This window comes from Desulfobacula phenolica (assembly GCF_900105645.1).
In the GTDB taxonomy this organism is placed as follows: domain Bacteria; phylum Desulfobacterota; class Desulfobacteria; order Desulfobacterales; family Desulfobacteraceae; genus Desulfobacula; species Desulfobacula toluolica.
On the sequence record NZ_FNLL01000005.1, the window covers coordinates 21025 to 43930 of the forward strand.

The 22906-nt window shown below is 40.5% G+C and carries 19 protein-coding genes; 3 read left to right on the top strand and 16 right to left on the bottom strand.

Annotation, left to right across the window (positions count from 1 at the left end; all coding sequences use genetic code 11):
• Nucleotides 1-113: 113 nt before the first annotated feature.
• The gene (locus tag BLT94_RS09135; RefSeq protein WP_092233079.1) at nt 114-2072 is read left to right on the top strand and encodes a peptidase U32 family protein; all 1959 of its coding nucleotides are present in this window, start codon (nt 114-116) and stop codon (nt 2070-2072) included.
• Nucleotides 2073-2335: 263 nt separating this feature from the next.
• Here the strand turns inward: BLT94_RS09135 and BLT94_RS09145 are convergent, their stop codons facing one another.
• The 9 genes from BLT94_RS09145 to BLT94_RS09185 all read right to left on the bottom strand — a co-directional run bounded on the left by BLT94_RS09145 (nt 2336) and on the right by BLT94_RS09185 (nt 13087).
• Nucleotides 2336-3163, bottom strand: coding sequence for a universal stress protein UspA (locus tag BLT94_RS09145; protein ID WP_092233085.1), 828 nt, complete (start codon nt 3161-3163; stop codon nt 2336-2338).
• 52 nt (nt 3164-3215) lie between these two features.
• On the bottom strand, nt 3216-4943 hold the full coding sequence (locus BLT94_RS09150; RefSeq protein WP_092233088.1) for a chloride channel protein: 1728 nt from the start codon (nt 4941-4943) through the stop codon (nt 3216-3218).
• A 26-nt stretch (nt 4944-4969) separates the two neighbouring features.
• Nucleotides 4970-5644, bottom strand: a complete 675-nt coding sequence (locus tag BLT94_RS09155) for a PTS sugar transporter subunit IIA (protein WP_092233091.1) — start codon at nt 5642-5644, stop codon at nt 4970-4972.
• A 111-nt stretch (nt 5645-5755) separates the two neighbouring features.
• Nucleotides 5756-6502, bottom strand: coding sequence for an NADH-quinone oxidoreductase subunit B family protein (locus BLT94_RS09160; RefSeq protein WP_092233093.1), 747 nt, complete (start codon nt 6500-6502; stop codon nt 5756-5758).
• 69 nt (nt 6503-6571) lie between these two features.
• Nucleotides 6572-8080 carry a hydrogenase large subunit gene (locus tag BLT94_RS09165; protein ID WP_092233096.1) on the bottom strand — a complete coding sequence of 503 codons (1509 nt, stop codon included), beginning with the start codon at nt 8078-8080 and terminating at the stop codon, nt 6572-6574.
• Nucleotides 8077-9531, bottom strand: a complete 1455-nt coding sequence (locus tag BLT94_RS09170) for a proton-conducting transporter transmembrane domain-containing protein (RefSeq protein WP_092233100.1) — start codon at nt 9529-9531, stop codon at nt 8077-8079. Before BLT94_RS09170 ends, BLT94_RS09165 begins: the two co-directional genes overlap by 4 nt.
• Before the next feature lie 10 nt (nt 9532-9541).
• On the bottom strand, nt 9542-10186 hold the full coding sequence (locus BLT94_RS09175) for an NADH-quinone oxidoreductase subunit K (RefSeq protein WP_175530308.1): 645 nt from the start codon (nt 10184-10186) through the stop codon (nt 9542-9544).
• Entirely contained in the window at nt 10183-11103 is a 921-nt protein-coding gene (locus tag BLT94_RS09180) for a respiratory chain complex I subunit 1 family protein (RefSeq protein WP_092233103.1), read from the bottom strand. Before BLT94_RS09180 ends, BLT94_RS09175 begins: the two co-directional genes overlap by 4 nt.
• A gap of 19 nt (nt 11104-11122) precedes the next feature.
• Nucleotides 11123-13087 carry a proton-conducting transporter transmembrane domain-containing protein gene (locus tag BLT94_RS09185; RefSeq protein ID WP_092233106.1) on the bottom strand — a complete coding sequence of 655 codons (1965 nt, stop codon included), beginning with the start codon at nt 13085-13087 and terminating at the stop codon, nt 11123-11125.
• A gap of 269 nt (nt 13088-13356) precedes the next feature.
• Here BLT94_RS09185 and BLT94_RS09190 point away from each other — a divergent pair, with 269 nt between their 5' ends.
• Together BLT94_RS09190 and BLT94_RS09195 are read left to right on the top strand one after the other, a co-directional pair.
• Nucleotides 13357-14829, top strand: a complete 1473-nt coding sequence (locus tag BLT94_RS09190) for an SLC13 family permease (protein WP_092233111.1) — start codon at nt 13357-13359, stop codon at nt 14827-14829.
• A 97-nt stretch (nt 14830-14926) separates the two neighbouring features.
• The gene (locus BLT94_RS09195) at nt 14927-15481 is read left to right on the top strand and encodes a CBS domain-containing protein (protein ID WP_092233115.1); all 555 of its coding nucleotides are present in this window, start codon (nt 14927-14929) and stop codon (nt 15479-15481) included.
• A 215-nt stretch (nt 15482-15696) separates the two neighbouring features.
• Here BLT94_RS09195 and BLT94_RS09200 read toward each other — a convergent pair whose 3' ends face one another.
• The 7 genes from BLT94_RS09200 to BLT94_RS09230 all read right to left on the bottom strand — a co-directional run bounded on the left by BLT94_RS09200 (nt 15697) and on the right by BLT94_RS09230 (nt 22905).
• Nucleotides 15697-17121, bottom strand: coding sequence for a sigma-54-dependent transcriptional regulator (locus BLT94_RS09200; RefSeq protein ID WP_092233119.1), 1425 nt, complete (start codon nt 17119-17121; stop codon nt 15697-15699).
• A gap of 1 nt (nt 17122) precedes the next feature.
• The gene (locus BLT94_RS09205; protein ID WP_175530309.1) at nt 17123-18598 is read right to left on the bottom strand and encodes an ATP-binding protein; all 1476 of its coding nucleotides are present in this window, start codon (nt 18596-18598) and stop codon (nt 17123-17125) included.
• An 87-nt stretch (nt 18599-18685) separates the two neighbouring features.
• The gene (locus BLT94_RS09210; RefSeq protein WP_092233121.1) at nt 18686-19126 is read right to left on the bottom strand and encodes a sigma-54-dependent transcriptional regulator; all 441 of its coding nucleotides are present in this window, start codon (nt 19124-19126) and stop codon (nt 18686-18688) included.
• Nucleotides 19127-19241: 115 nt separating this feature from the next.
• A complete protein-coding gene (locus BLT94_RS09215) occupies nt 19242-20384 on the bottom strand; it encodes a hybrid sensor histidine kinase/response regulator (protein ID WP_245743065.1) in 1143 nt (380 codons plus the stop codon).
• Between the two features lie 37 nt (nt 20385-20421).
• Nucleotides 20422-22002 (bottom strand): SLC13 family permease, encoded by a 1581-nt coding sequence (locus tag BLT94_RS09220; protein ID WP_092233124.1) that lies wholly within the window; start codon nt 22000-22002, stop codon nt 20422-20424.
• Nucleotides 22003-22043: 41 nt separating this feature from the next.
• Nucleotides 22044-22457: a response regulator gene (locus BLT94_RS09225; protein ID WP_092233127.1), complete on the bottom strand. Its 414-nt coding sequence runs from the start codon at nt 22455-22457 to the stop codon at nt 22044-22046.
• Between the two features lie 16 nt (nt 22458-22473).
• The gene (locus BLT94_RS09230; protein ID WP_175530310.1) at nt 22474-22905 is read right to left on the bottom strand and encodes a response regulator; all 432 of its coding nucleotides are present in this window, start codon (nt 22903-22905) and stop codon (nt 22474-22476) included.
• Between the last annotated feature and the right edge of the window lies 1 nt (nt 22906).

A 22906-nucleotide genomic window follows, 5' to 3' on the forward strand; every position in this document is an offset into this window, starting at 1 on the left:
TTTTGCCCTTTAACCATTTTAATTATCATAAGTTACAAGTTCATTATTTTGACAAATTTTGTAAAAATTGCAATAGTACTCATTTATAAAATCAAATTTGGATAACAAAACAAATGAGCTTAAATACCCCAAAAATTCTTGCACCAGCCGGTGATAAAAATTCATTTTTAGCTGCCATTGCAGCAGGTGCTGATGCCATATACTGTGGCCTGAAAATGTTTTCCGCACGCATGGAAGCTGAGAACTTCAGTATTGAAGAACTTGCAAAACTTACAACACTTGCAAAATCCAAAAATATTTTAGTCTATATTGCGTTTAATTGCATTATCAAAGAATCCGAACAGGAAAAAGTGTTAAAAATCCTTTGCAAACTGTGCAGGTATGTTGATTTTGATGCCCTGATCGTCCAGGATCTTGCCATGATAAACCTGGCAAACAAAGCAGGTTTAAACAAAGAACTGCACCTTTCCACTCTTGGCAATTGCACTTTCCCTTCCGGCTTGAAAACCGCAAACCAATTGGGATTTAAAAAAGTTGTCTTGCCAAGGGAATTTAGCATTGATGAAATCAAAGAAATGGCAAAACATACTCCTGCAGAAGACATGGAACTTGAAATGTTTGTCCACGGAGCGCTTTGCTATTCTATTTCCGGGCGATGCTATTGGAGTTCATGGTTTGGTGGAAAAAGTTCACTGAGGGGCAGGTGTGTTCAACCCTGCAGAAGGATGTACGAACAAAAAGGGCACAAAAAAAGACATTTTTCCTGTATGGATTTTTCCGCTGATGTGCTGGTAAAAATATTAAAACAAATCCCTGAAATAACCACCTGGAAAATTGAAGGCCGAAAAAAAAGCCCCCATTATGTTTATTATGCGGTTAAAGCATATAAACTCTTGCGAGATGATCCCAAAAAGAAAAAGGAGGCTCTTTCCTTTCTTGATTATGCCATGGGCAGAGAATTCAGCCATTACAATCTGCTGTCACAACGGATCATGAATCCTTTGGAACACTCATCAGAAACAGGTTCTGGACTGTTTGCAGGACGAATACAAAATCCTGCATCTCCTTTTTTTATAACAAGAGAAGCCCTTTTACCTTCGGATCTTTTAAGAATAGGCTTTGAAGATGATCAATTTCATAGCATTCAAAGAGTCACAAGGGCTGTGCCTAAAAAAGGCAAATTCTTTTTAAGCAAACAGTCTAAATTTAAAGTTAAAAAAGGAACTCCTGTCTATCTTATAGACAGAAGAGGAGCAGAGCTTGCAACTGTTATTAAAAGCCTTGATGCAGAACTTCAAGACATAGAAACAACATCCATACGTCCTGTTGAGAATAAATTTAAGACTCAAACTGTTCCAAAAACTGTAAAATCGAAAAATAGAATCAGGGAAATCACCCTTTCAAGGGGAAGGCTTCGACAACAACACAACGCGACAGAAACAGGCGTATGGATTTCTGCCCAGGGATACTCCTCTCCCCCCTCGCCCAAGAACTGGCTGTGGCTTGACCCTCTTTTATTTCCAGGTGAAGAATCAATATGTTCCGAGTACATTGCTAAAGCGCAAAAAAAAGGAGCAAAAAACTTTGTTTTAAATGCGTTATGGCAGCTTTCTTTGTTTAAAAATCCAAAGCAGTTAAACCTTTGGGCAGGACCTTTTTGCAATATCACCAACAGCATGACGGTCAATACTTTAAAATCTTCAGGATTTTCAGGTGCCATCGTCAGCCCGGAGCTTGATCAGCAAACTTTTTGTTCTTTGCCTCAAACAAGCGCCCTGCCCCTTGGCGTGGTAATTTATGGCAACTGGCCATTGAGCATTTCAAGGGTTATTTCCAAAGATCTGAAAATAAACCAGGCGTTTACAAGCCCTAAAGGAGAAACCGCCTGGATTTCAAAACACAATAATAATTATTTTGTTTTTCCCAATTGGTATCTGGATTTAACATCAAAAAAAGAACACCTGAAAAAAGCCGGATTTTCACTCTTTGTCAATATTCATGAAAATATACCCAGGGGTATAAAAATCAAAAACCGGCCAGGCCTGTGGAACTGGGACTTGAAATTGTTGTGATGAAAAAAAAACAAAAGCTCCTGTCAACAGTAAAGGGTAAAAGTACCGGGGGTGTCCATAACAGTAAGACCTGTAACACAAACGGCAGAGGCTGCAGTAAACAAAGCGTCAATAAATTTCAAATGTCTGGAGGCAGTCGACAAGGGCAACATTAAACATAATGATCCCAGTGCAATGAGTAACATATAACCGAATATTAAAATTCGACCCGGGGACCTGGAAAGAGACCGGCCAAATTTTTCAGTTAATAATTTCATTTTCCATCAGATGGATATGGAACAATAAGGGCCTGTAACCAAAAGGTTATTCGTCACCGTTGACTGAATCTGCTCCATTTTGCTGCCAAGCAGTATATCCTTGATAATTCCATGTCCATATGCTCCCAAAACAATGAGTGAATTATGGGGAACATCGTACAACATGGTATCAAACTCTGATTTTTTATAAAAATGCCATTGGTTGGATAACTGGCTGACAGGTTCATCCAACCCCTCTTTTTTTATCAAATCTTTATAAAAAGCTTTGTTCTTTTTCTCCAGCAATGTGTAAATATTTAATGAAAGGCTTGAAGCCATGGCAATTTTCAGTCCTAATTTCAGTGCATTCACTGCATTTTTAGAACCGCCGAAAAAAACGGAGATGCTGTTCCAGGGTTTAAATACCGGGCTTGTAATCAGAATCGGGAACGTAGCATGCTTGATAATCCTTCTGACCTTTGGCCCGATATGTCCCAGGCCTATTTTTGAAGACAAATCACTGACAGATCTAGGGCAGCACAGATAATCAAAATTAGTTGAAATATCCGGTAAAGAGGAGGCGGTAAAATTTTTTGGTTCATAAAACATGGGTTTGATTTTTATTTCATCAAACAACTCTTCAGCATGCTGTCTGGCAGTGGCAGGTGAGGTCAGATAAGAATGGTCCAGATCAACCTGTACGGCATCATTGGAAAAATACATCAAAAATTTATCACTCTTTGGGATATATGCGACAGGGAATGCATTGATTGTTTTACAAAAATACAATGATTGAAGAAATGTTTCCCTGCCAAAGGGTGTATTTCTGAAAATATGAAGTAATTTATAATTCATCTTCTTCTCCTTTAGTTTTTTTTAGTTGATCTGCCATGGCCGTTATATAATTTTAACGGACACTGGTCTGCATGATCAGTTCCCTGCGGTACAAATCAAGTATTCTTGTTTTTGATATCATGCCTATAAACCTGTCATTTTCCACAACCGGTATGCTGTCCATACGATTGATATCCATCATATCCAGAACCTCTTGCAGATCATTTTCCAAAGAAGCTGTAATAACTTCGGTATCCATGATCTGGTTTAAAAAAATCATATCATACATCCCTGGATCCAAGGTGAATTTTCGAATGGCATTGATTTGAATCACTCCTTTATAGTCATCTGTCCGGTCCTCAATTACAGGAAAAAAATTCTGACTTGAAGTTTTGATGATCTCAATAAATTCTCTGAACACCATATTTTCCGATACCTTTATAAACCCTGGGTCAATGAGTTCACTGACATTCAAATCAGACAAAATCCTAGCATCAGTACCCGGTCTTAAAAACTGTCCTCGCTCTATCAACTCTTTAAAATAAAAAGATGCCGGTTCAATATAGTGACTCATGGTTGATGAAATGGAGGATACAACAATTAGAGGCAGCATGGTTTCATAACCGCCTGTGATTTCAGCAATCAAAAAAATTCCGGTCAAGGGAGCCTGCATCACCCCGCTGATAATACCTGTCATACCAAGCAGGGCATACGCACCTTCGCTGGCAACCCCGGCAGATGGAAATAAAACAAACAAAATTTTATGAAATAAAATACCGGTCAGACTTCCTATAACCAGACAGGGAGCAAATATTCCTCCTGATCCTCCCCACCCCAATGTCATGGCTGTGGCAAAAATTTTTGCAAAAACAGCCACAAGCGTAATAAAAATACCCATTGAAAAGGTCCCTGAAATCATTGACTGAATAAAATGATATCCCTCTGCCAGCACAACCGGCATGAACATCCCGATAGCACCAACCGTACAACCGCCGACAACAGCTCTAACCCATAAAGGAAAAGAAGATTTTTTAGCAAATCTTCCTGTCTGCCTTAACGCTTTTGTAAACAAAACCGATATTATGGCTGTAGAAACAGCAAGACCGATACTTGCCATAATATCAGGAAATCCGATTTGAAAAAGCTGGTGGTTAAAAATAACCTGTTCCGGAATAATTGCATTGCTGATTTCAGCCCCTGCCACGGCAGCAATTGCAATGGGAATAATATTCACAAATTTCCATTCTCCCAGAATCACTTCAATGGAAAAAACAAGACCTGCAATGGGAGCATTAAAAATAGATGCAATTGCACCTGCCGTGCCGCAACCCACTAGAGTAATGCGTTGCCGTTCGTTTAAACCAAGCAATTTTGCTATATTGGAACCAATAGAAGACCCGCTCATGACCACAGGGGCTTCCGGCCCGGCAGACCCACCGCTTCCAATGGTCAAAAGACTGGAAATCAATCTTGAATAACTGGATCTAAAACGCAATAATCCGCCATATCTTGAAACAGCGTATATGACTTCAGGCACACCATGTCCCGCACCTTCCCTGGCAATCCTGTCAAGGTAAAGAGAGGACAGCATCGCACCTATACCGGGCAAAACAAATGCCCACCAATAGTGACGGAATGGATGCAACCACTCCAGAACAAACTCAAGGGATAAACGAAGGGTAACTGCGGCCAGACCACTGCAGATTCCGGCAATGGAGCCTGCAATGATGAGCAGCAACCTGTCATCCAGATGAAACATTTTATGGTATAGGGTTTTATACCAATTTTTTATAGTAACCACGAATTTTGCTGCTCCATTATTTACAACTACATTGGATTGGCTTTTTGAAGAACTTCAATTTTTTCAATTAGCTTGTCCTGATTGGGTTTTGATTTAAGAAAGTTTATAAACTGACGGTCTCTTAAACAAAAAGATAAAGCAGATAATAAATGCAAATGCATTTTCAATTCCGGGCATAATATAAAAAAAAGGATTGATACGGGCTGGTTGTCCAATGCATTATATTCTACTGGATCAGCAAGAAAACAGATGGAAACCACAGGATTGTTTAAATAGCTCAATTGCTCTCTGGGATGGGGTATGGCAATCGCGTTTCCGATCCCGGTCGAAAGAGCCTGTTCCCTTTCAACCAAACGATCAAGAAGATCCGTCTTAAAATCATCCGGGATGATTGAAATTTTTTCAATGGCATCCTTTAAAACACTATTTACATCATTTCCTTGAATATCAAAATAAATCCCGCCGTTGTTCACGGCATCAGATAAGGAGATGATGGAATCCCCCTTTTTTTCAGAAGCGCCTTTATCTGAAAGATTCAGGCAAATATTATGTGTGGATGCCCACTTTTTTAATTCACTTATATGAAATCGATACGTTGCACCAGTTTTGGAAACCGGCAGTTTTCCCTGCCGTACCCAGCGTTCGATGGTATCCGGGACAACGCCCAGCAGTTTTGATAAATCAAAAACTGAATACTCCATTTATTCTTCCTTACTTTTTTATATATATGAAAGTCTTTAAAAATCCAAACAGCTACTTTCAATTTTTGTTGTGAGTAAACATGGATGAAAGACCAGGTCTGCCCGTAGCAATTATTTAAAAAATGTCAACAACGCATGAAGATTTGTAAGCGGATGCGGAGGACAACCCGGTATAAAAAGATCCACAGGCAAAATGGAATCCAAACCACCTTCGGTTATTTCAGGACTTCCCCTGAAGGGACCGCCTGTTATTGCACAACTTCCAACAGCAATGACAACCTTTGGATCTGCAATGGCCTCATATGTCTGCAGCAAAGCTGTTTTCATATTTTTGGATACAGGTCCGGTCACAACAACGCCGTCTGCATGACGTGGGGAAGCTACAAAATTTATGCCGAAACGGGCCAGATCAAAAAACGGTGTTGCCAATACATTTAAATCGGCTTCACAGGCATTACACCCTCCTGCCGATACCTGCCTGAGCTGTAAAGACCGGCCGAACAATTTTTTAAAGTGCTGTTTTGAGTGTTCGGCAAGAGCTGGAAGATCGCCATTGGTCAACAGGTCTTGTTTGCCGGCAGTTGCCGTCTCAAAATTCCGGGTAAATGTTACAAATTCCCCTTTTGAAATACGTTCGCATGTGCCGCAGAATACGCACCTGCCCATATCAATTTTTTCTTGTTCTATATCAATGGCATCCTGGGGACACGCATTTGCACACATTTTTACAAGGTCAGGAGAAACAACTTTTTTTATCATGGGTTTTCCACGATAACGCTCAAATACAGCGGGTTTTTCATTAGGATAGTCACATGTCCTGTAACCTTGTTCAAATCTATTTTTAAGTGTAGTGAACATTTAATATTCTCTTTATTATTTTCTCATTTAACATGATGTTTAAATCTTATTATTTCACACTTTTTATAATCAAAGATCAAATCCGCAATAGGAAAGATTAAAACTTTTATTATTTAATGGAAAATCCGATATTCCCGTATTCCGCAGCGCCATTGCAAGACCGTTCCAGTTGTGAAAAGAGGGATCTTTGACCTTGTACCGAAGTATTTTTGCGTTGTCATCCGTCAACATCACATGTGATACTTCACCTCGCCAAGCCTCATTTACCGTGGCCACAAAAGAAGACGGCGCAAGATTATAATTGCTGTCATTCACACATCGGGTGTCTACAGGTACATTGATCAAAGATTGAATAATATGAATTGATTGCAAAATTTCATCATATCTCACTTTTGCACGGGCATATACATCACATTGTTTTTTTTTGTTTTCAGGAATATCCAGTTGGCCGTAATATTCTGTGGGAAAACTTCTTCTCACATCATAGGGAATACCGCTGGCCCTGCCAGCCGGTCCGACCAGACCCAATTGCCCGGCATCATGGCAGCTGACAATGCCGCAGTCTTCAAAACGGCCCCGTACGGTTGCAGCAGAAAAAAGAAGATCAAGAACATGTTCCACCTGGGGCTTTAATTCACTGATCCGTTCATTCAGGGTTTTGCGAATATCATCAGAGAGTGAAAAACAGACTCCTCCGGGGCGTACCAGGCCTTTTCCAAACCGGTTTCCACATATCAAAAGCGACAAATTCAAAAAATCGCCTCGCATACGGCCAAAATAATTGGCTGGCGGCAAAAAGGCAACATCTCCGCTCAAGGCCCCAAGATCACCGATATGATTGGCAATCCGCTCCAGTTCCAAGGCAATGGTTCGAATTATTTTAGCCCCGGTATCCGGTTGAACCCGGGTCATTGCCTCAACCGCCTGGGCCATGCAAAGGCCGTGACCGATAGTGGTATCTCCTGCAATATTTTCAGCCAGAATGGGCAATCTTTTTGCTTGAACATTATAAAAAAGGTTTTCAACGCCCCTGTGCTGGTATCCCAGTTGTATTTCCAGATGAAGGACTCGCTCGCCAATGCAATTAAACCGGAAATGACCGGGTTCTATGACACCGGCATGAACAGGCCCGACAGCCACTTCATGGATTTCATCGCCTTCCACCTGATAATACTCATATCTGCCAGGAATATCTTCTTTGTAATCATTACCAAAAACATCCTCTACATTCCGGCAGTTGGGATGATACCTGACCATTTTCAACCAGGGATGCCCCTCGGGCCTTATGCCGAATTGTTCGGCAATTTCCCTTTCAAACAGGTGAAACAGCTCATGTTTTTGAGTAAATGACGGATAAAACTCAGGTGCGTCACAGCCGGCCACAAGAAGTTTATCTGTTCGCAAAACTGCCATGAGCTTGATAGAGTCTTTTTCCTGATAAGCAAAATACTGGACCACTTTCCCACCCTCTTCTACAATGCTCAAAACATTATCATAAAATGCATTAAAGGGCAGATGAGGAATTTTTTCCCGTGATATTTTCTCACCGTTTGAAATTTCTAAAAAAGCGTTCGTCATTTAAGTCCTCCGCCTATTGCAGTTACTGCCTCAACAATGGTTTGATATAATGTGTCCGGGATAAAAAAGCACAATATAAGAGATGTTAACAACAGTATATATTGCGGCCACACAAGGCTTGCTTTTTCTGTTAAACAAACCTTTTTATTAGAATCACCTTTATCATAGCTATCGTTATCAAAATTATTAAAGGAAATTTTCATTACCTGATTTGCAAATCCGGCAAATATGACACAAAGGCTCAGAATAAAAATTCCCACTGCCACATAGTGACCGGTTCGAAATGCAGCCACAATAATAAACAGCTCCCCAATAAAAATCCCAAACGGAGGAAACCCTGCAATACCGGCAAAACCGGCAAAAAAAGCAATAAATGTTTTTGGCATGCAGCGGACCATATCGCCTGTATTTTTAATCAGCCGATCTTTGTACCCCAATAAAATATTTCCGGATGACAAAAACAGGGAGGATTTGATCAGGCTGTGGTGAATCATGCACAGCACGGCACCATAAACCCCCAAACCACCGACACCTGTTCCAAAGGCGATAATTCCCATGTTCTCGATACTGGAATAAGCAAGCATTCGTTTATATTCATTCTGTTTAAGGATAAATGTTGCGGCTGCCAGAATGGACATCAAACCAAAAACAATCAGAATCATGCCGGAAAAATCACCGAGTCCGGCTGCATACATAATTTTATTTGTTTTAAAAATCCCCAGGTAGGCACAGTTTAACAGCACGCCGGACAAAAGGGCTGAAGCAGGACTGGGGGCTTCACTATGGGCATCCGGAAGCCAGGTGTGCATCGGAGCAAGGCCCATTTTTGTCCCATACCCAACCAAAATGAAAACAAAACCGGCTTTAAGCCACAGGGGATCTAATTTTTGGGCGACACTAACAAGTGCCGGATAGGAGAGCGGCACATCAACGTTACCAATGTCCATGGCAAGGGTAATAAGAACCGATCCTAAAAGCGCCATGGCAATCCCTACAGAACAGATGAGGACATATTTCCAGGTTGCTTCAAGGGATGCGGAAGACCTGTGGGTATAGATCAGAGGGGCGCTTGCAAGGGTTGTCGCTTCAATGGCAATCCACAGGACCATGATATGGTCGGATAGGGTTACCATTGTCATGGTTGATAAAAACAAAAGTATTGATCCTGAAAAAATATTTTCTTTGAGAATATCACTTTCTTTCAAATACCCGATCGTATAAATGGAAATCAGGAAAAACAGAAGGGAAATCACCAAAAGCGATAACAACCCTTCCGGAGTCACGGCAAAATAGCCTTTAAAAATTGCCTCAGGTCTATTTTTCCAAAGAAGGAGGGACAAAAAAAGATGAATCGTTCCAGTACCGACTAACAGCTGACGACCGGCCCTTTTGGGAAGGAAAAAAGCCAGAATGCCGGTGATAAAAGGAGTCAGAAAAACAATTTCTACCATAAAATAACACCTATTCCTTTAATGTTCTGAGGTGAGCGGTATCAACATCATCAAACGTTTGTTTGATATTTTGAAGTATAATGGCCATTATCATAACGCCGGCAAGCACATCGAGCAAAATACCGAATTCGACAATATGACGGGCACGAACTGAAAATGTAGTTCCTACAAGGTAAATACCATTTTCCATTATGATGTAGCCCAATACCATTGCAATTGCATTACGCCGGGCCATCAGAAGAAACATTCCCGTAACCAGAAGCGCTATGGCAGTGGGAAGTAAGAGCGTATATTCACTGATAGACGCAATATTCAGCTGACGGCTGATGAATGTTGCGGCAACGATTAGTCCAAGACCACAGAGTATGGAGGCATGATATCCGATAATGGGTTGCACTTCTCTTTGGATAGCCACTTTTTTTATGACCATGTAAATGCTCATTGGAATAATAATGCCCCTTATGGATAACGTGACAAGGGTAAAAAAAATGCCACCGCCCGTCATGTCATGCCCGAAAAAAAAAGGAACGATAGATACCACAATCCCTTGAAAGGCAACGACTTTAATAAGCCCGGGCAGCCGGCTTGAACCAAAAGAAAACAAAACCGAAAGCAGGACAAGTGACAAAATAGTGTCAACCGGATATAGCATCATTTGATAAACTCCAACGTAATAATAGTTGCAAAAAAGGCCAATGCAAAGGATGTCAGGACAAATTGCGGAACTTTATCCATTCGATAACGGGCCATGATAGATTCCATAACTCCGACAGCCATATATACAATAACAAGCCCGGCAATATATAAACCGAAAACCAGCCCTGGAATGCCCGAATCAAAAGGTAAAATCAGCCGTGAGATAAGAGTTGAATAGAAAAACAGCTTACAAAAAGAGCCCAGCTCAATCAAGCCCAAATCAGGTCCACTGTGATCTAACACCATAACTTCATGGATCATTGTAAGCTCAAGGTGTGTGGCAGGATCATCAACAGGAACTCTTGAATTTTCCGTCAACAAAATAATAAAAAAGGAAATCACTATAAACAATAATGGGGCACCTGCCATATTCCACAATGCAAGGGTATTTTCTCCCGCAAAATAAGCTGATAACTTAAGTTCGCCGGTCAATCCATAAAACAAAATTAAAATCATAAAAGTTGCTGCTTCACAAATAATCGGAAAATAAGCTTCCCTTGCCGCACCCATACCTTCAAATGGGGAAGCCGTATCCATGGCGGCGGCAATCGTAAAAAAACGGCCAAGTCCCAGAATATATAAAACAAAAATAATATCCCCGTTAAATGAAAAAATCGGGGGATATCCTGCAATGGGCAGAAACATGAGTGCGGTGATGGCACAAGCAAATGAAATAATAGGCCCGAGTTTAAATACAACGGTGGTACTGGTACTGTAAACCGATCCTTTTTTAAAAAGCTTGACCAGCGTATAATAATTAATCAGCAACGGTGGCCCCTTTTTCCCTCCGAAAAAAGCCTTTATTTTAAGAATAACTGCTGAAAAGAAAGGTGCCGTTAAAATTGCAAGAAACCAAAGAATAATGGATTCAATCATAAAATTTTCCCATTTGAATTTAGTTTATAAAAAACAATACTGATACAATCGCCAGTAAAATATAACCAATATACAGATGAATATCCCCGTGCTGAATCCATCTTAATTTATCGAACAGGCTCAGCACCGGACGAACGATAACTTTTTCCATGTGAAGTTCTGCAATATCATGTACATGACTGCGGTAATATGTTTTTAAAGGAAACAGTCCTTTAATTGGAGGATGATCTTCTTTTAACGGTGCCACCGGACTGAAAAACTCAAGCAAGAATGCTGCATAGGATGAGCCGGTATACTGCATTTTAACCGTGGGTCGGGTAAAACCGCATCCCCATGTCCCGGATTGAGTGATGGTTTTACCCCGGTAATAATACCACCTAAGTGCAATCACCAGCAATAAAACAACCAGAAAAATCATTGCGGCAAGCGTAATATTTACCGCCATCCCCTCAAAGGGCGCTAACGGAATATTGCCGTAATCCAGCCCCAAAGCACAAACAGCTTTAATGGACATTTGAATAAAAACCCATGGAAATATACCTATCAGAATGCAGGCAGCCGCAAGGATCGACATGGATACCAGCATGGTTGAACCTTTTTCATTTACATTCTCTGCGGCTTTGGTCCTGGGCTCACCTTGAAAAACAACCCCCACCACTTTGGTAAAGCAAGCCAGTGCAAGTCCTCCGATAATCGCCAGGCTGATAATGGCAACAATGCTCATAACAAAAGCAGACTCACCAAGGGCAACCCCTTTAAATCCGCCCATATAAATCAAAAATTCACTGACAAATCCGTTAAAAGGCGGCAGCCCTGAAATGGCCAGAGATCCAATAATAAAAGTTGTTCCGGTGATTTTCATTGATTTGAGCAAACCGCCCATGGCATCAATGGAACTGGTTCCAGTTTTGTGAAGAACCATGCCTGCACCCATAAACAAAAGTGACTTAAAAACAGCATGGTTGAGAACATGAAGAAATCCGCCGGAAAATCCAAGAACTGCCATCAGCGGATGTCCGGATGAAACTCCAATCATGCCGATACCCAGACCTATTAAAATAATGCCGATATTCTCAACGCTGTGATAAGCCAGCAATCGTTTGAGATCGTGCTGGCCCAGGGCATATACAACCCCCAGGATACCTGAAACCACCCCGGCAATAAGAACAATATTTCCGAAAATCGGCGTGTGAAAATTCAGCAGGGCATACATTCTTATGATACCGTAAATACCGGTTTTGATCATAACTCCTGACATGACCGCAGAAATATGACTGGGGGCTGCAGGATGTGCATGGGGCAACCAGACATGAAAGGGAAATACACCTGCTTTTGAACCAAACCCGACAAACGAAAAAATAAATATCACAATTTTTGCGGAGTCGGGAATAGCCGCCATTGAGCCGAATCCAAAGCTCCCGGTGTAACCGTAAATAATTCCAAATGCAGCGAATATGAACATGGCACCGACATGGGAAAAAACAAAATATAAAAACCCGGCTTTTCTGTTTTCAGGCAAATCATAATTGTAAATGACCAGAAAAAAAGAAGACAGGGACATGATTTCCCAAAAAAGCATGAAGGTGATTATATTTGATGCAGTTACAACCAATGCCATGGCTGCAATCAGGAAACTGAAAAACAAATAGTTCACCGCGATTTTCACTGAATTTTCTGTCTGATTCATGTAATGGAAACTGTAAATGGCGGCAAGCAGAGAAACACCGAAAATGGCCATCAAAAAGAATGCGGAAAGTCCGTCCATTTGAAAGGCCAGTGAAAAACCATTTAAGTATTCAAAGGACGCAACCATATCACTGCCTGTCCCCATAAGTTGTGCAACTGCAGTGATAACCCCTGAAAAACATCCTGCACTTAACAAAACAACAGTAATAATTTTTGTTGATTTGCTGTGCTGTGCAAAAACAAGGGAGAAAAAGCCTCCAAATAAAATCATCATTATTGATATAAAAAATTGAATCATAAATTCCCCACTCTCATAAATTCTCCCACTTTATTTTTATTTGCTGTTCACTGCTATATAACTTTTATTTTTTAAAGCAAAACTTTACATTTATATAAAAAAATCAAAGTTTGTCAATAAAAGAAAAAAAACAACTTGACTAATAAAAATTTTCCCAGACTTTCCTTGACAAAAAGCAACTTACCATCCTATTTAAGACCAATTTATGAATTTAAGGGGTCGATATAACCCTGGAAGAATTATATTAACTTTAGGAGAATTATATTAACATGAGTACTAATGCAACAGCTTTAACAGGTTCGAATTTTGACTGGAAACGTGTCCTTTTTCTTTTAATCGGTCTTACACTTTTTTTTGTTGTTAATTTTGCACCGCCATGGCCGGATGCCATTGATCCTACAGGAAAACATTTTGTGTTGAGCAAAGAGGCCAAGGGTGCCTTGGCCGTGTTTCTTTTAGGGGGTACCTGGTGGGTGTTTGAAGTGGTTCCCATTGGTGTTACAAGTCTTACCATCGGCGTACTGCAGGTTCTGTTTATGATCCGGCCTGCAAATTCGGCATTCAAGGATTTTATGACCCCGTCAGTCCTTTTTATTTTTGCTTCGCTTGTCATTGGCATGGTCTTCACCAAAACAGGTCTGACAAAACGCCTGGCCTATAAGATGCTGGCTGTTGTGGGGGAAAAAACCAGCATGATTTACCTGGGGTGTTTTGTTGTAACCGCTGCCCTGACCCATATCATGGCCCATACTGCCGTGGCTGCAACCATGTATCCTCTTTTAATGACCATCTATAGCATGTATACGGATGATGAAACTCCCACCAAATTCGGTAAAGGCTTGTTCATGGGAATGGCTTTTGTTGCCGGTGCCGGAAGTATCGTAACCCTTCTGGGTGCGGCAAGGGGTGCGGTTGCTCTTGGTTTTTTCAAGGATATTATCGGAAGAGACGTCTCTTTTTTTGAACTTACCTTTTATATGTTCCCTGTTGGATGGGCCATGACCTTTCTTTTGTGGGGATTTTTCATGATTTTTTTCAAGCCTGAAAGAGCAACTATTCCGGGGCTTCGCGAAAAAGCAAAAAAACTGAGTGTTGCAATGGGAAAAATCACAAAAAATGAAATCATTGCTGCAATAATCATTTTTGCCTGTATTTTTGTTATGTCTGTGAAACAATTTGTCCCGTTTTTAAAACCGGTTGACAAAACCGCCATCATTTTGACTTCAACAATTCTCTTTTTTGTATTGCGTATACTGGATATCAAGGATCTTGAATCCATTCCCTGGAATATTATCCTGCTGTTCGGCGGTGCCATGAGTATTGGGTTCTGCCTTTGGGAAACAGGTGCCGCAGAGTGGCTGGCCATCAACTGGCTGACCATGTTCCAGAAATCAAACTATTTTGTCTTTATCATGAGTATTGCATTTTTTGTCATGATCATGACCAATTTTATCATGAATGTTGCAGCCATTGCCATTTCCCTGCCGGTTGCTTTGGTTATTGCACCCTATCTGGGTGTGGCACCTGAAGTTATCCTTTTTGCCGCTCTTGTCACCGCAGGTATGCCGTTTCTGTTGCTTGTTGGTGCGGCACCCAATGCCATTGCCTATGACTCAAAACAGTTTACAACAGGAGAATTTTTCCTCTTTGGAATTCCTGCCAGTATAATGCTAATGATTGTAATTGCAGTTGCAGTTGCAGTTGTATGGCCGCTTATGGGTATGCCGATACTGGTAAAATAATAATGCTTGTGGTATTATTTTATTACCTTGACACTCTCTCCTATCATGGGAATGTCCATACTGGTAAAATAATTACCCAAGTTGAGGAGGAACAATCATGAAAGATAAACAAGTTAAAGAAGTAATGATTCCACTATCCGATTATGCAACTGTTTCGGAAGAGGAAACCCTTGGAAATGCTATTAAAGAGCTTCAACAGTCCAGGAATAATACACAATTAAATCATAAACACCGAGCTGTGCTGGTTTACGATAAAGATAACCAGATTACGGGGAAACTAAGTATCCGATGCATCTTAAAAGCACTTGAGCCCAAATACCGGCAGTTTGAACACCCTGAAAGTATTGGAAATATTGGATTGTCACGATTTGGCTTCAATAACGACTTTCTCAAATCTCTTCTTGACAACTTCAACCTATGGGATGAAACCTTGGAAGAACTGGTCAAAAAGGCATCTAAGCTGAAAGTTAAAAATGTCATGTATACCCCTTCCAGCGGGGAATATGTTGATGAAAACGCACCGATTTCAGAGGCAGTTCATCAGTTTATACTGGGTTGCCACCAGTCACTTCTTGTCCTCAAAGAAGATAAGGTTGTCGGTATTATACGACTGCCTGATATTTTTGATCTGGTCTGCGATATCCTGGTATAAAATTCAGTAATCCATCAAAAAAAGCTGTCTGTATGGGTATTCATACAGACAGCTTTAATATTTTTGCAGACAGCCTTAATAAACAAATAATTGCCTGACAAACCAAATAGCGACTTGCATTATTTGTTGCAGGCAAACATTAGTGAAATACCAAGCCTGACATGGCAGTTAATCTGGCAATATCTTTAGATCTAACCAGAATATTTTACATATATCTATTTGGATATTTCAGTTTTAAGCTTAATATTGTACTTATCAATTTTGGCATGAAGAGTAGGTCGTGACATACTTAATAATTTTGCAGCCTGGGAACGATTTCCGTTGGTTATTTTCAAAGCCTCTGCAACAACTATACTTGAAATGGTATCTATGAAATCATCAAAACTGGATTTTTCAGACGGACTTGATAATACCTGCCGGACCCACTCTTGAATAATATTTAATTCGATTTCTTCGGTAAATTTGATTTTTTCTTTTTTGTTGATCACCTGCTCAAGGTCTGCATTAGAGATCGGGGCGCCCCTGTTGAAAATCATCACTTTTTGAATCAGGTTTGACAATTCCCTTATGTTTCCCGGCCAGTCATAAAGATTCAGGCGAGTTAGCGCTTCTTTTTGGATACTGGGATTATCAATTTTTAAATCAGTTGAAAATTTAGCCATATAATATGAAATCAAATTATTAATATCTTCCCGCCTTTCTCTCAATGGCGGCAATTCAATGGTCACCACTTTTAGCCGAAAATATAAATCTTCCCGGAATTTTTCTTCTTCAATTGCCTGTTCCAAATTTTTATTTGTTGCAGCAATAATGCGCACATCAACGGGAATGGTTTCTTCACCCCCAAGTCTTTCAATACTTTTTTCCTGCAGCAGCCTTAAAATCTTTGCCTGTATATTTAAAGGCATGTCCCCGATTTCATCCAAAAACACAGTACCGCCGTTTGCCTGTTCTATTTTCCCGATATGCCGCTGGGAAGCCCCGGTAAATGCCCCTTTTTCATAACCGAACAATTCACTTTCAAGAAGATTTTCAGGTATGGCAACGCAATTAATAATCAAAAAAGCCTTTTCAGAACGAATCCCATGCTGATAGACTGCCCTGGCCACCAATTCTTTTCCGGTTCCCGATTCTCCCAGTATTAAAACGGTCGCATCGGTTTGAGATACCCGGCCGATTGATTTATATACGTTTTGCATGAGTTTGCTTTGACCTATAATGGCATCTCCTGACTGTTTCTCAGGAACAGCATCCACTTCAACCGGCGATCTCATAAAATATCCCGCCTCGATTGCCAGTTCGATCAGGTTGAGCATCTCCGGCACATCAAATGGTTTGAGGACATAATCATAAGCACCCATCTTGGTGGCTTCGATGGCAATCTGGGTTGTGCCATAGGCAGTCACAATGATGACCGGCAATTTTGAATCAATTTTTTTGATCTGTTTGAATGTTTCCATCCCATTTATACCGGGCAACCGCATATCCAGGATAACCAGATCCAACACATTCTGTTTAACAATTTCAATGCCGGCCTCACCGGAAGCTGCACTGATCACCGCATACTTTTCCTCTTTTAAAAGCTTGCAAAAACTTTTTCGCAATTGATCATCATCATCAATAACCAGAATAGTATCCATATTATGCATCCTTTATGGGAAGTGTAATAATAAAGGATGCCCCCTGGCCTTGTTCACTGGATACATCCAGCCACCCCCCGTGTTCATTTATGATATTAAACGCTATGCTCAGACCAAGACCGGTTCCGTCATCTTTTGTGGTGAAAAAAGGATTAAATACCTGCTCCTTGATTTCCTGGGGAATTCCCGCACCATCATCAATAATTCTGATAACCACAACTTTTTTTAGAGGCTCCACATAATTTTCTTCTTCCTGGATGATAATCAAACCGGTTTTATTCATGGCTTCACAGGCATTGATCATGATATTCACAATCACTTCCTTGAGCTGTTCAGGATCTATAAATGTTTCGGCAAGGGGACGATGCCGGATTAACCGGGTACTCACATTATAGGATTTTAACCGCTGTCCCAGCAGACGAAGGGCACTGTCCACAACAATCGAAGGACTCATTTTTTCCATCCTCAATTTGGGCGGACGGGAAAATTCCAAAAAATTTTCAACAATTTTATTGATCTGTTTGATTTCTCCTGTGATCACATTAAAATCTTCTTGTTGATAATTTGTAAAATCACACGACCGGTTTAATGAAAAAAGCCTCATTTTTACAGACGTCAATGGATTTCGGATACTATGAGCTGTTCCGGCAGCCAGTTTGCCCAGTAATGCCATTTTTTCCGACTGCATAAGTGTTTCCTGGCTCCGCTTTAATTGTTGATGGGCCTGTTCTGAATTTTCAATCAGACCGTGGACACTTTGTTTTAATGCAGCCACTTCATTTCCAGAAGAATTTGATTCTCCCAGCAAATCAGCTTCTGCTGCCAGCTTTCGAATGGGTTCCAATATATGGCGGGCAAAAATATAATTTATCATAAGGCTCAGGACAACAACCGTAATAATGGCAAGAAGGGCAATATATCTGAGTTGATTGGATTCCATACGGCTTGTGTTGATGGCATCTGAAATTTTGTCTTTATGAAAGGTTTTAAATGCTTCGCATAACTCCAGAATTTTAAAAAAATGTTGCCGCACATTCTTGTGAAGACTACTTCCCTTGTCATAATTACCGGATTTATAAAACTCAATGACTTTCTTTTTTATATTAACATAATAATCGTATTCAGATTCAATCTGAGCCACTGAATCTTTTTCCCATTGTTCTTCAACCAAAGACTTGACGGTTACCAGGTGTTCATTGAAAAGCTGCTTATATTTATTAAGCTGATCAATCCATGCCGGGTCACCGTCAAGCAGGTAATACGACACAAATCCTTTCTGATTTACAAGGGATGTACCAAGGGCTTCAGCAGATTGATAAATCACAATATTTTTATCAATAATATCACTGAAAATTTTTTCTATCTTATAGGTATACCAGACCATGAGTACCGCACCAACCATTGTAATACACAAAAGGATGGCATTGACCAGGTAGACCCTGTTTTTAAGACTCAACTGGACTGTAATTTTTTTCATAATTCCGGATGCAGACCTTTTAACCTTTTAACCTTTTGAATTTAGAAAATTTAATTCATACCCGCCGTATACAATACATAAAAACGCTTATACATCTCCGCTTCGCCGTAAAAGGAGCCTGACTTCAGCCTGCCTTATTCGCTCTTCGTGTTCATCTTTTCGTTTCCTGGCATTTTCCAGTTTGGTTTTTATATCTTCAAAATCAGCCGGTTTCATCAAATAATCAAATGCACCCAGTTTCATACCATCCACTGCGGTTTCCGTTGACCCGTGACCTGTCAGCATAATGACTTCAACAATGGGATAAAGCTTTTTAATCTGTTTTAAAGTTTCTATTCCGTCCATGCCAGGCATCCTGATATCCAGGAAAACCACATCAATGCCTCCTTTTTCCAAAGCCTTCAACGCCTCATTGCCACTGTAGGCTGTGGAGACTTTCTCTCCCTGCTGCTCCAGGCGCAGGGAAAACATTTCAACAAAATCTTTTTCGTCATCAACTATCAGGACTTTTGCTGGTATTTTTATCATTTTTCTTCACTCCTTGAATAATTAATTATCTCAATAGTCATATTGTATATTACTGTAATTATATATTATTTCACTATATTTACATACCATTATACTGTATTTGCGCACATTGTTTTCATTCAAGCCTTTTTGGCAGATTAATCATAAAACTGCTTCCCTTACCCAAAGTGCTTTCAACCGTAACCTCACCACTCAGACTGGAAATGATTTTATGAACCACAAAAAGCCCTAGACCGGTTCCTTCATCAAAAGGTTTGGTTGTAAAAAAAGGATCAAATATCTTTCCTAAATTCTTTTTAGGTATGCCGATTCCATTATCTTTAATTTCAAGATTGATATCAACATCGGTTTCCAACAAAGACAATGTAATGATACCATTATTCTTCACCGCATGAACCGCATTGCTCAAAAGATTTATGAGAATCTGACGGATCTGATAAGGATCACTCCATAGAACCTTTTTTTTCTTGTCGGTTTTCCATTTGATCTGTATGTTTTTTTCTTCCACTTCCCTTTCAAGCAATCCTAATGTTTCACCCAGCAAGGCTTTCAGGTCAACTTCTGAAATCTGAGATTTCTGTTTTTTAACATGGCCCAGAAGCTGATGGGTAATTTTACGGGCCCGTTTAACACTTTTTTCTATTTTTTCTATCCCCAGCAGCAATGCTTCTTTCTGGGGTATCCTTGACATTTCCGGTTGAATGATCACCTGCTTCATAAAACCTGCAGATTCATTGATGATGGCCAGAGGATTGTTTATTTCATGGGCAATGCCGGTGGACATGGTGCCCAGAGATACAAGACGTTCCGTATCAATCATTTTTTTTTCCAGCTTTGCACGGTATTCCAGCTCTTTTTGTTGTTCTTCCTCCAGCCTAATCATTTCAAAGGCCTGCTTGATTTTATTTACCAGGTGATCAAGTTCCACAGGTTTGGTTAAATAATCAAACGCACCTGATTTTATTCCTTCAATTCCATCTGAAACTGTAATATTTCCTGTTAAAAGAATAACCTGAATTTTTTCATAGGTCTGTTTAATGGCTTTTAATGTATCAATCCCGCTTATCCCGGGCATTTTAACATCCAGAACAACCACACCTACAGGCTTACGGCCAAGAATATCCAGGCACTCTTCTCCACTTGAAGCCTGAATAGGGGCAAACCCTCTTTTTCCAAGCCTCTTGGCGATTGTCGTTCGGAAACCATCTTCATCATCCACCAGAAGAAGACCTGGCCTATCATTATTGGCGTTATTCATGCTTTATTCTTTACACCTTTGTTTTATAAGAATTATCCTAAATTAACCCCAGGATTCTCCACCACAAGGCTGCAACCACAACTAAAACCGTCAATAAAACAGGTGTGGCAACCAACCCTACTTTAGTCAGATCGGATGATTTAAAATACCGGTAACTGTATGCAATGGCATTGGGGGGACATCCGATAACAAGGAGCATGGCAAAAGAAGTGGCTGTTCCCAGACAAAGGGACAGTACCGTAGGGTCCACACCTTCAAGCTGCGCCATGGGAATGACAATGGGAAGAATCAGGGCGGCCGCAGCAACATTAGCCATTGCGTTTGTTACCAAAGCCCCGAAGACACCTACGCCAACAAAAAGAACCAGCCAGCCTTTTCCCTGAATCAAAGGAAAAAACAAATGGGCAAAGTAATCTGCAGCCCCGGAATACCCCATGGCCAGGCCCAGTGAAATTCCGCCGCCGAAAATAAACAATGCCGTTCCCCATTCCAGGTTGTCATTGATATCACGCCATTTTAACACTTTGAGCAATACCAGGCAAGTTACCCCCAGCATACCGGTTACGGAATAATCTATACCGTGGAGACCCTTTGTCAGCCAAAGTAAAAATGCACAGGCAATAACGGTCACGGTTTTTTTCTCAAGTGACGTCATTGGACCTAAATCTTCATCAAAATCAGGCAGCTTGAATTTTGGATCCGGCCTAAAAACCACATACACAATGCATACGGCAATCGGCACTGTAATAAACGCTGCAGGCATGCAATATAGCATCCAGTCAAAAAAAGTGATCTCAATCCCTGTAAATTCTTTTAAAAAAGCTGCTGAAACCATACATCGCCCTCCGCCCACAAGAGTTCCCATACCGCCGCAAGAGCAGGCAAATGGCAATGACAGCATCATAAACTTGGCTGTATTGGTATGGGGTTCTATACCAACAGCGCGCATCAGCGGTAGCATGGTCACGATTCCGATGGCACAGGCTGCGGCATCATGCATGAACGATGAAGCAAGTCCAAGTCCTATGGCAATAATAAAGGTAAACCGAGTAATACTGTTACCTGCTTTTTTGATGATAAAATATCCCAGACGTTTGGTTAAACCGGCTTTATCAAGTGCAATTGCAAAAATCAGGCAGCACATGATAAAAATAACTACCGGATGCATATAAGGAGCCCACGCAGTTTTTACATCTGTAATCTGCATGATGACCAGAAAAACCCCTATACAAACCGCAGTTATTTCAAGTGGAATCGGCTCAATTACAAACAATATGACCAGAACGGCAAGGATGGACAAAAACCTTTTCGCCTTTGGTGAAAGCCCGTTAACATAATCAACAGTAACGGTATCCAGATTCAAAGTTTTTGCTTTTTGCTCTAAAAATTTTGCTCTGCCCTCAAGAGAACCGGGTGAATTTGCCTTTAAAACATATGATTCTGTTGGAATTTTTCCTTCAGGCATAACAGTAAAATGTTGTGTCACATTCTGTAAAAGAATTCGGCCGGTATCGCCTGATATTTTAAATTGCGTTCCTTCCGGCCTTGGAAGAAGAAAAACAATCACACCTATCAACACCGCAACACAGAGTTTAAATCCATTAGTCTTATAAAACATATCTTCTCCTTAACAACTCAACTCATATTTATATTTTTTCATTAATCAGCATGGGACTCATCAGACAATTTTTGTTGATGCCTGTGGGCTTCATGGATTTTATCCATTAACTCCGAAAGCTCGCATGGCTTGCTCAGATAATCAAATGCACCAAATAAAATTCCTTCTTTGGCAGCTGTTTGCGAACCGTGTCCAGTCAATATGATCACAGGAAGGTCAGGAACCATTCTTTTGATAACCTTTAAAACTTCGATTCCATCCATGTCTTCCATTTTTAAGTCAAGGAGTACCACATGAAAATCTTGTTTTCGAAGTATCTGTATGGCCTGGGTACCGCTAAATGCCTTTGTTGCAATAATAGATCGTCTGGATAACCTGTTGGACAAAACATTCAAATACCCTTTTTCATCGTCAACCAGCAAGACGTTTATGCTGTTCTTGTTGTTCCCGCTCATGATCTGCCTCTTTTTCTTATACTCTCCGCTCAGTAATTTCTCTTATGCGGGCTTCGGTAATTTTTTCTTCATGTATTCTTTTCTTTGATGCGGCATCATTTGCTTTGCTTACCAGCACATCAATATCACAGGGTTTCATCAGGTAATCAAATGCACCCAGCTTCATCCCGTCAATTGCTGTTTCTATAGTGGCATGACCTGTCAGCATTATGACTTCCACAAGGGGAAATCTTTTTTTAATTTCAATTAATGTCTGGATACCATCCATTCCAGGCATCTTTACATCAAGAACGACCACCTCAACGGCTTTATTTTTCTCAAGCTCATCCAAAGCCTCCTTTCCACCGTAAACTGCAGAAACACTCACATCTCTTTTTTCAAGACGTTTGGTAATGGTATCGAGAAATGGTTTTTCATCATCTACCAGCAATAATTTAATTTTTTTCATA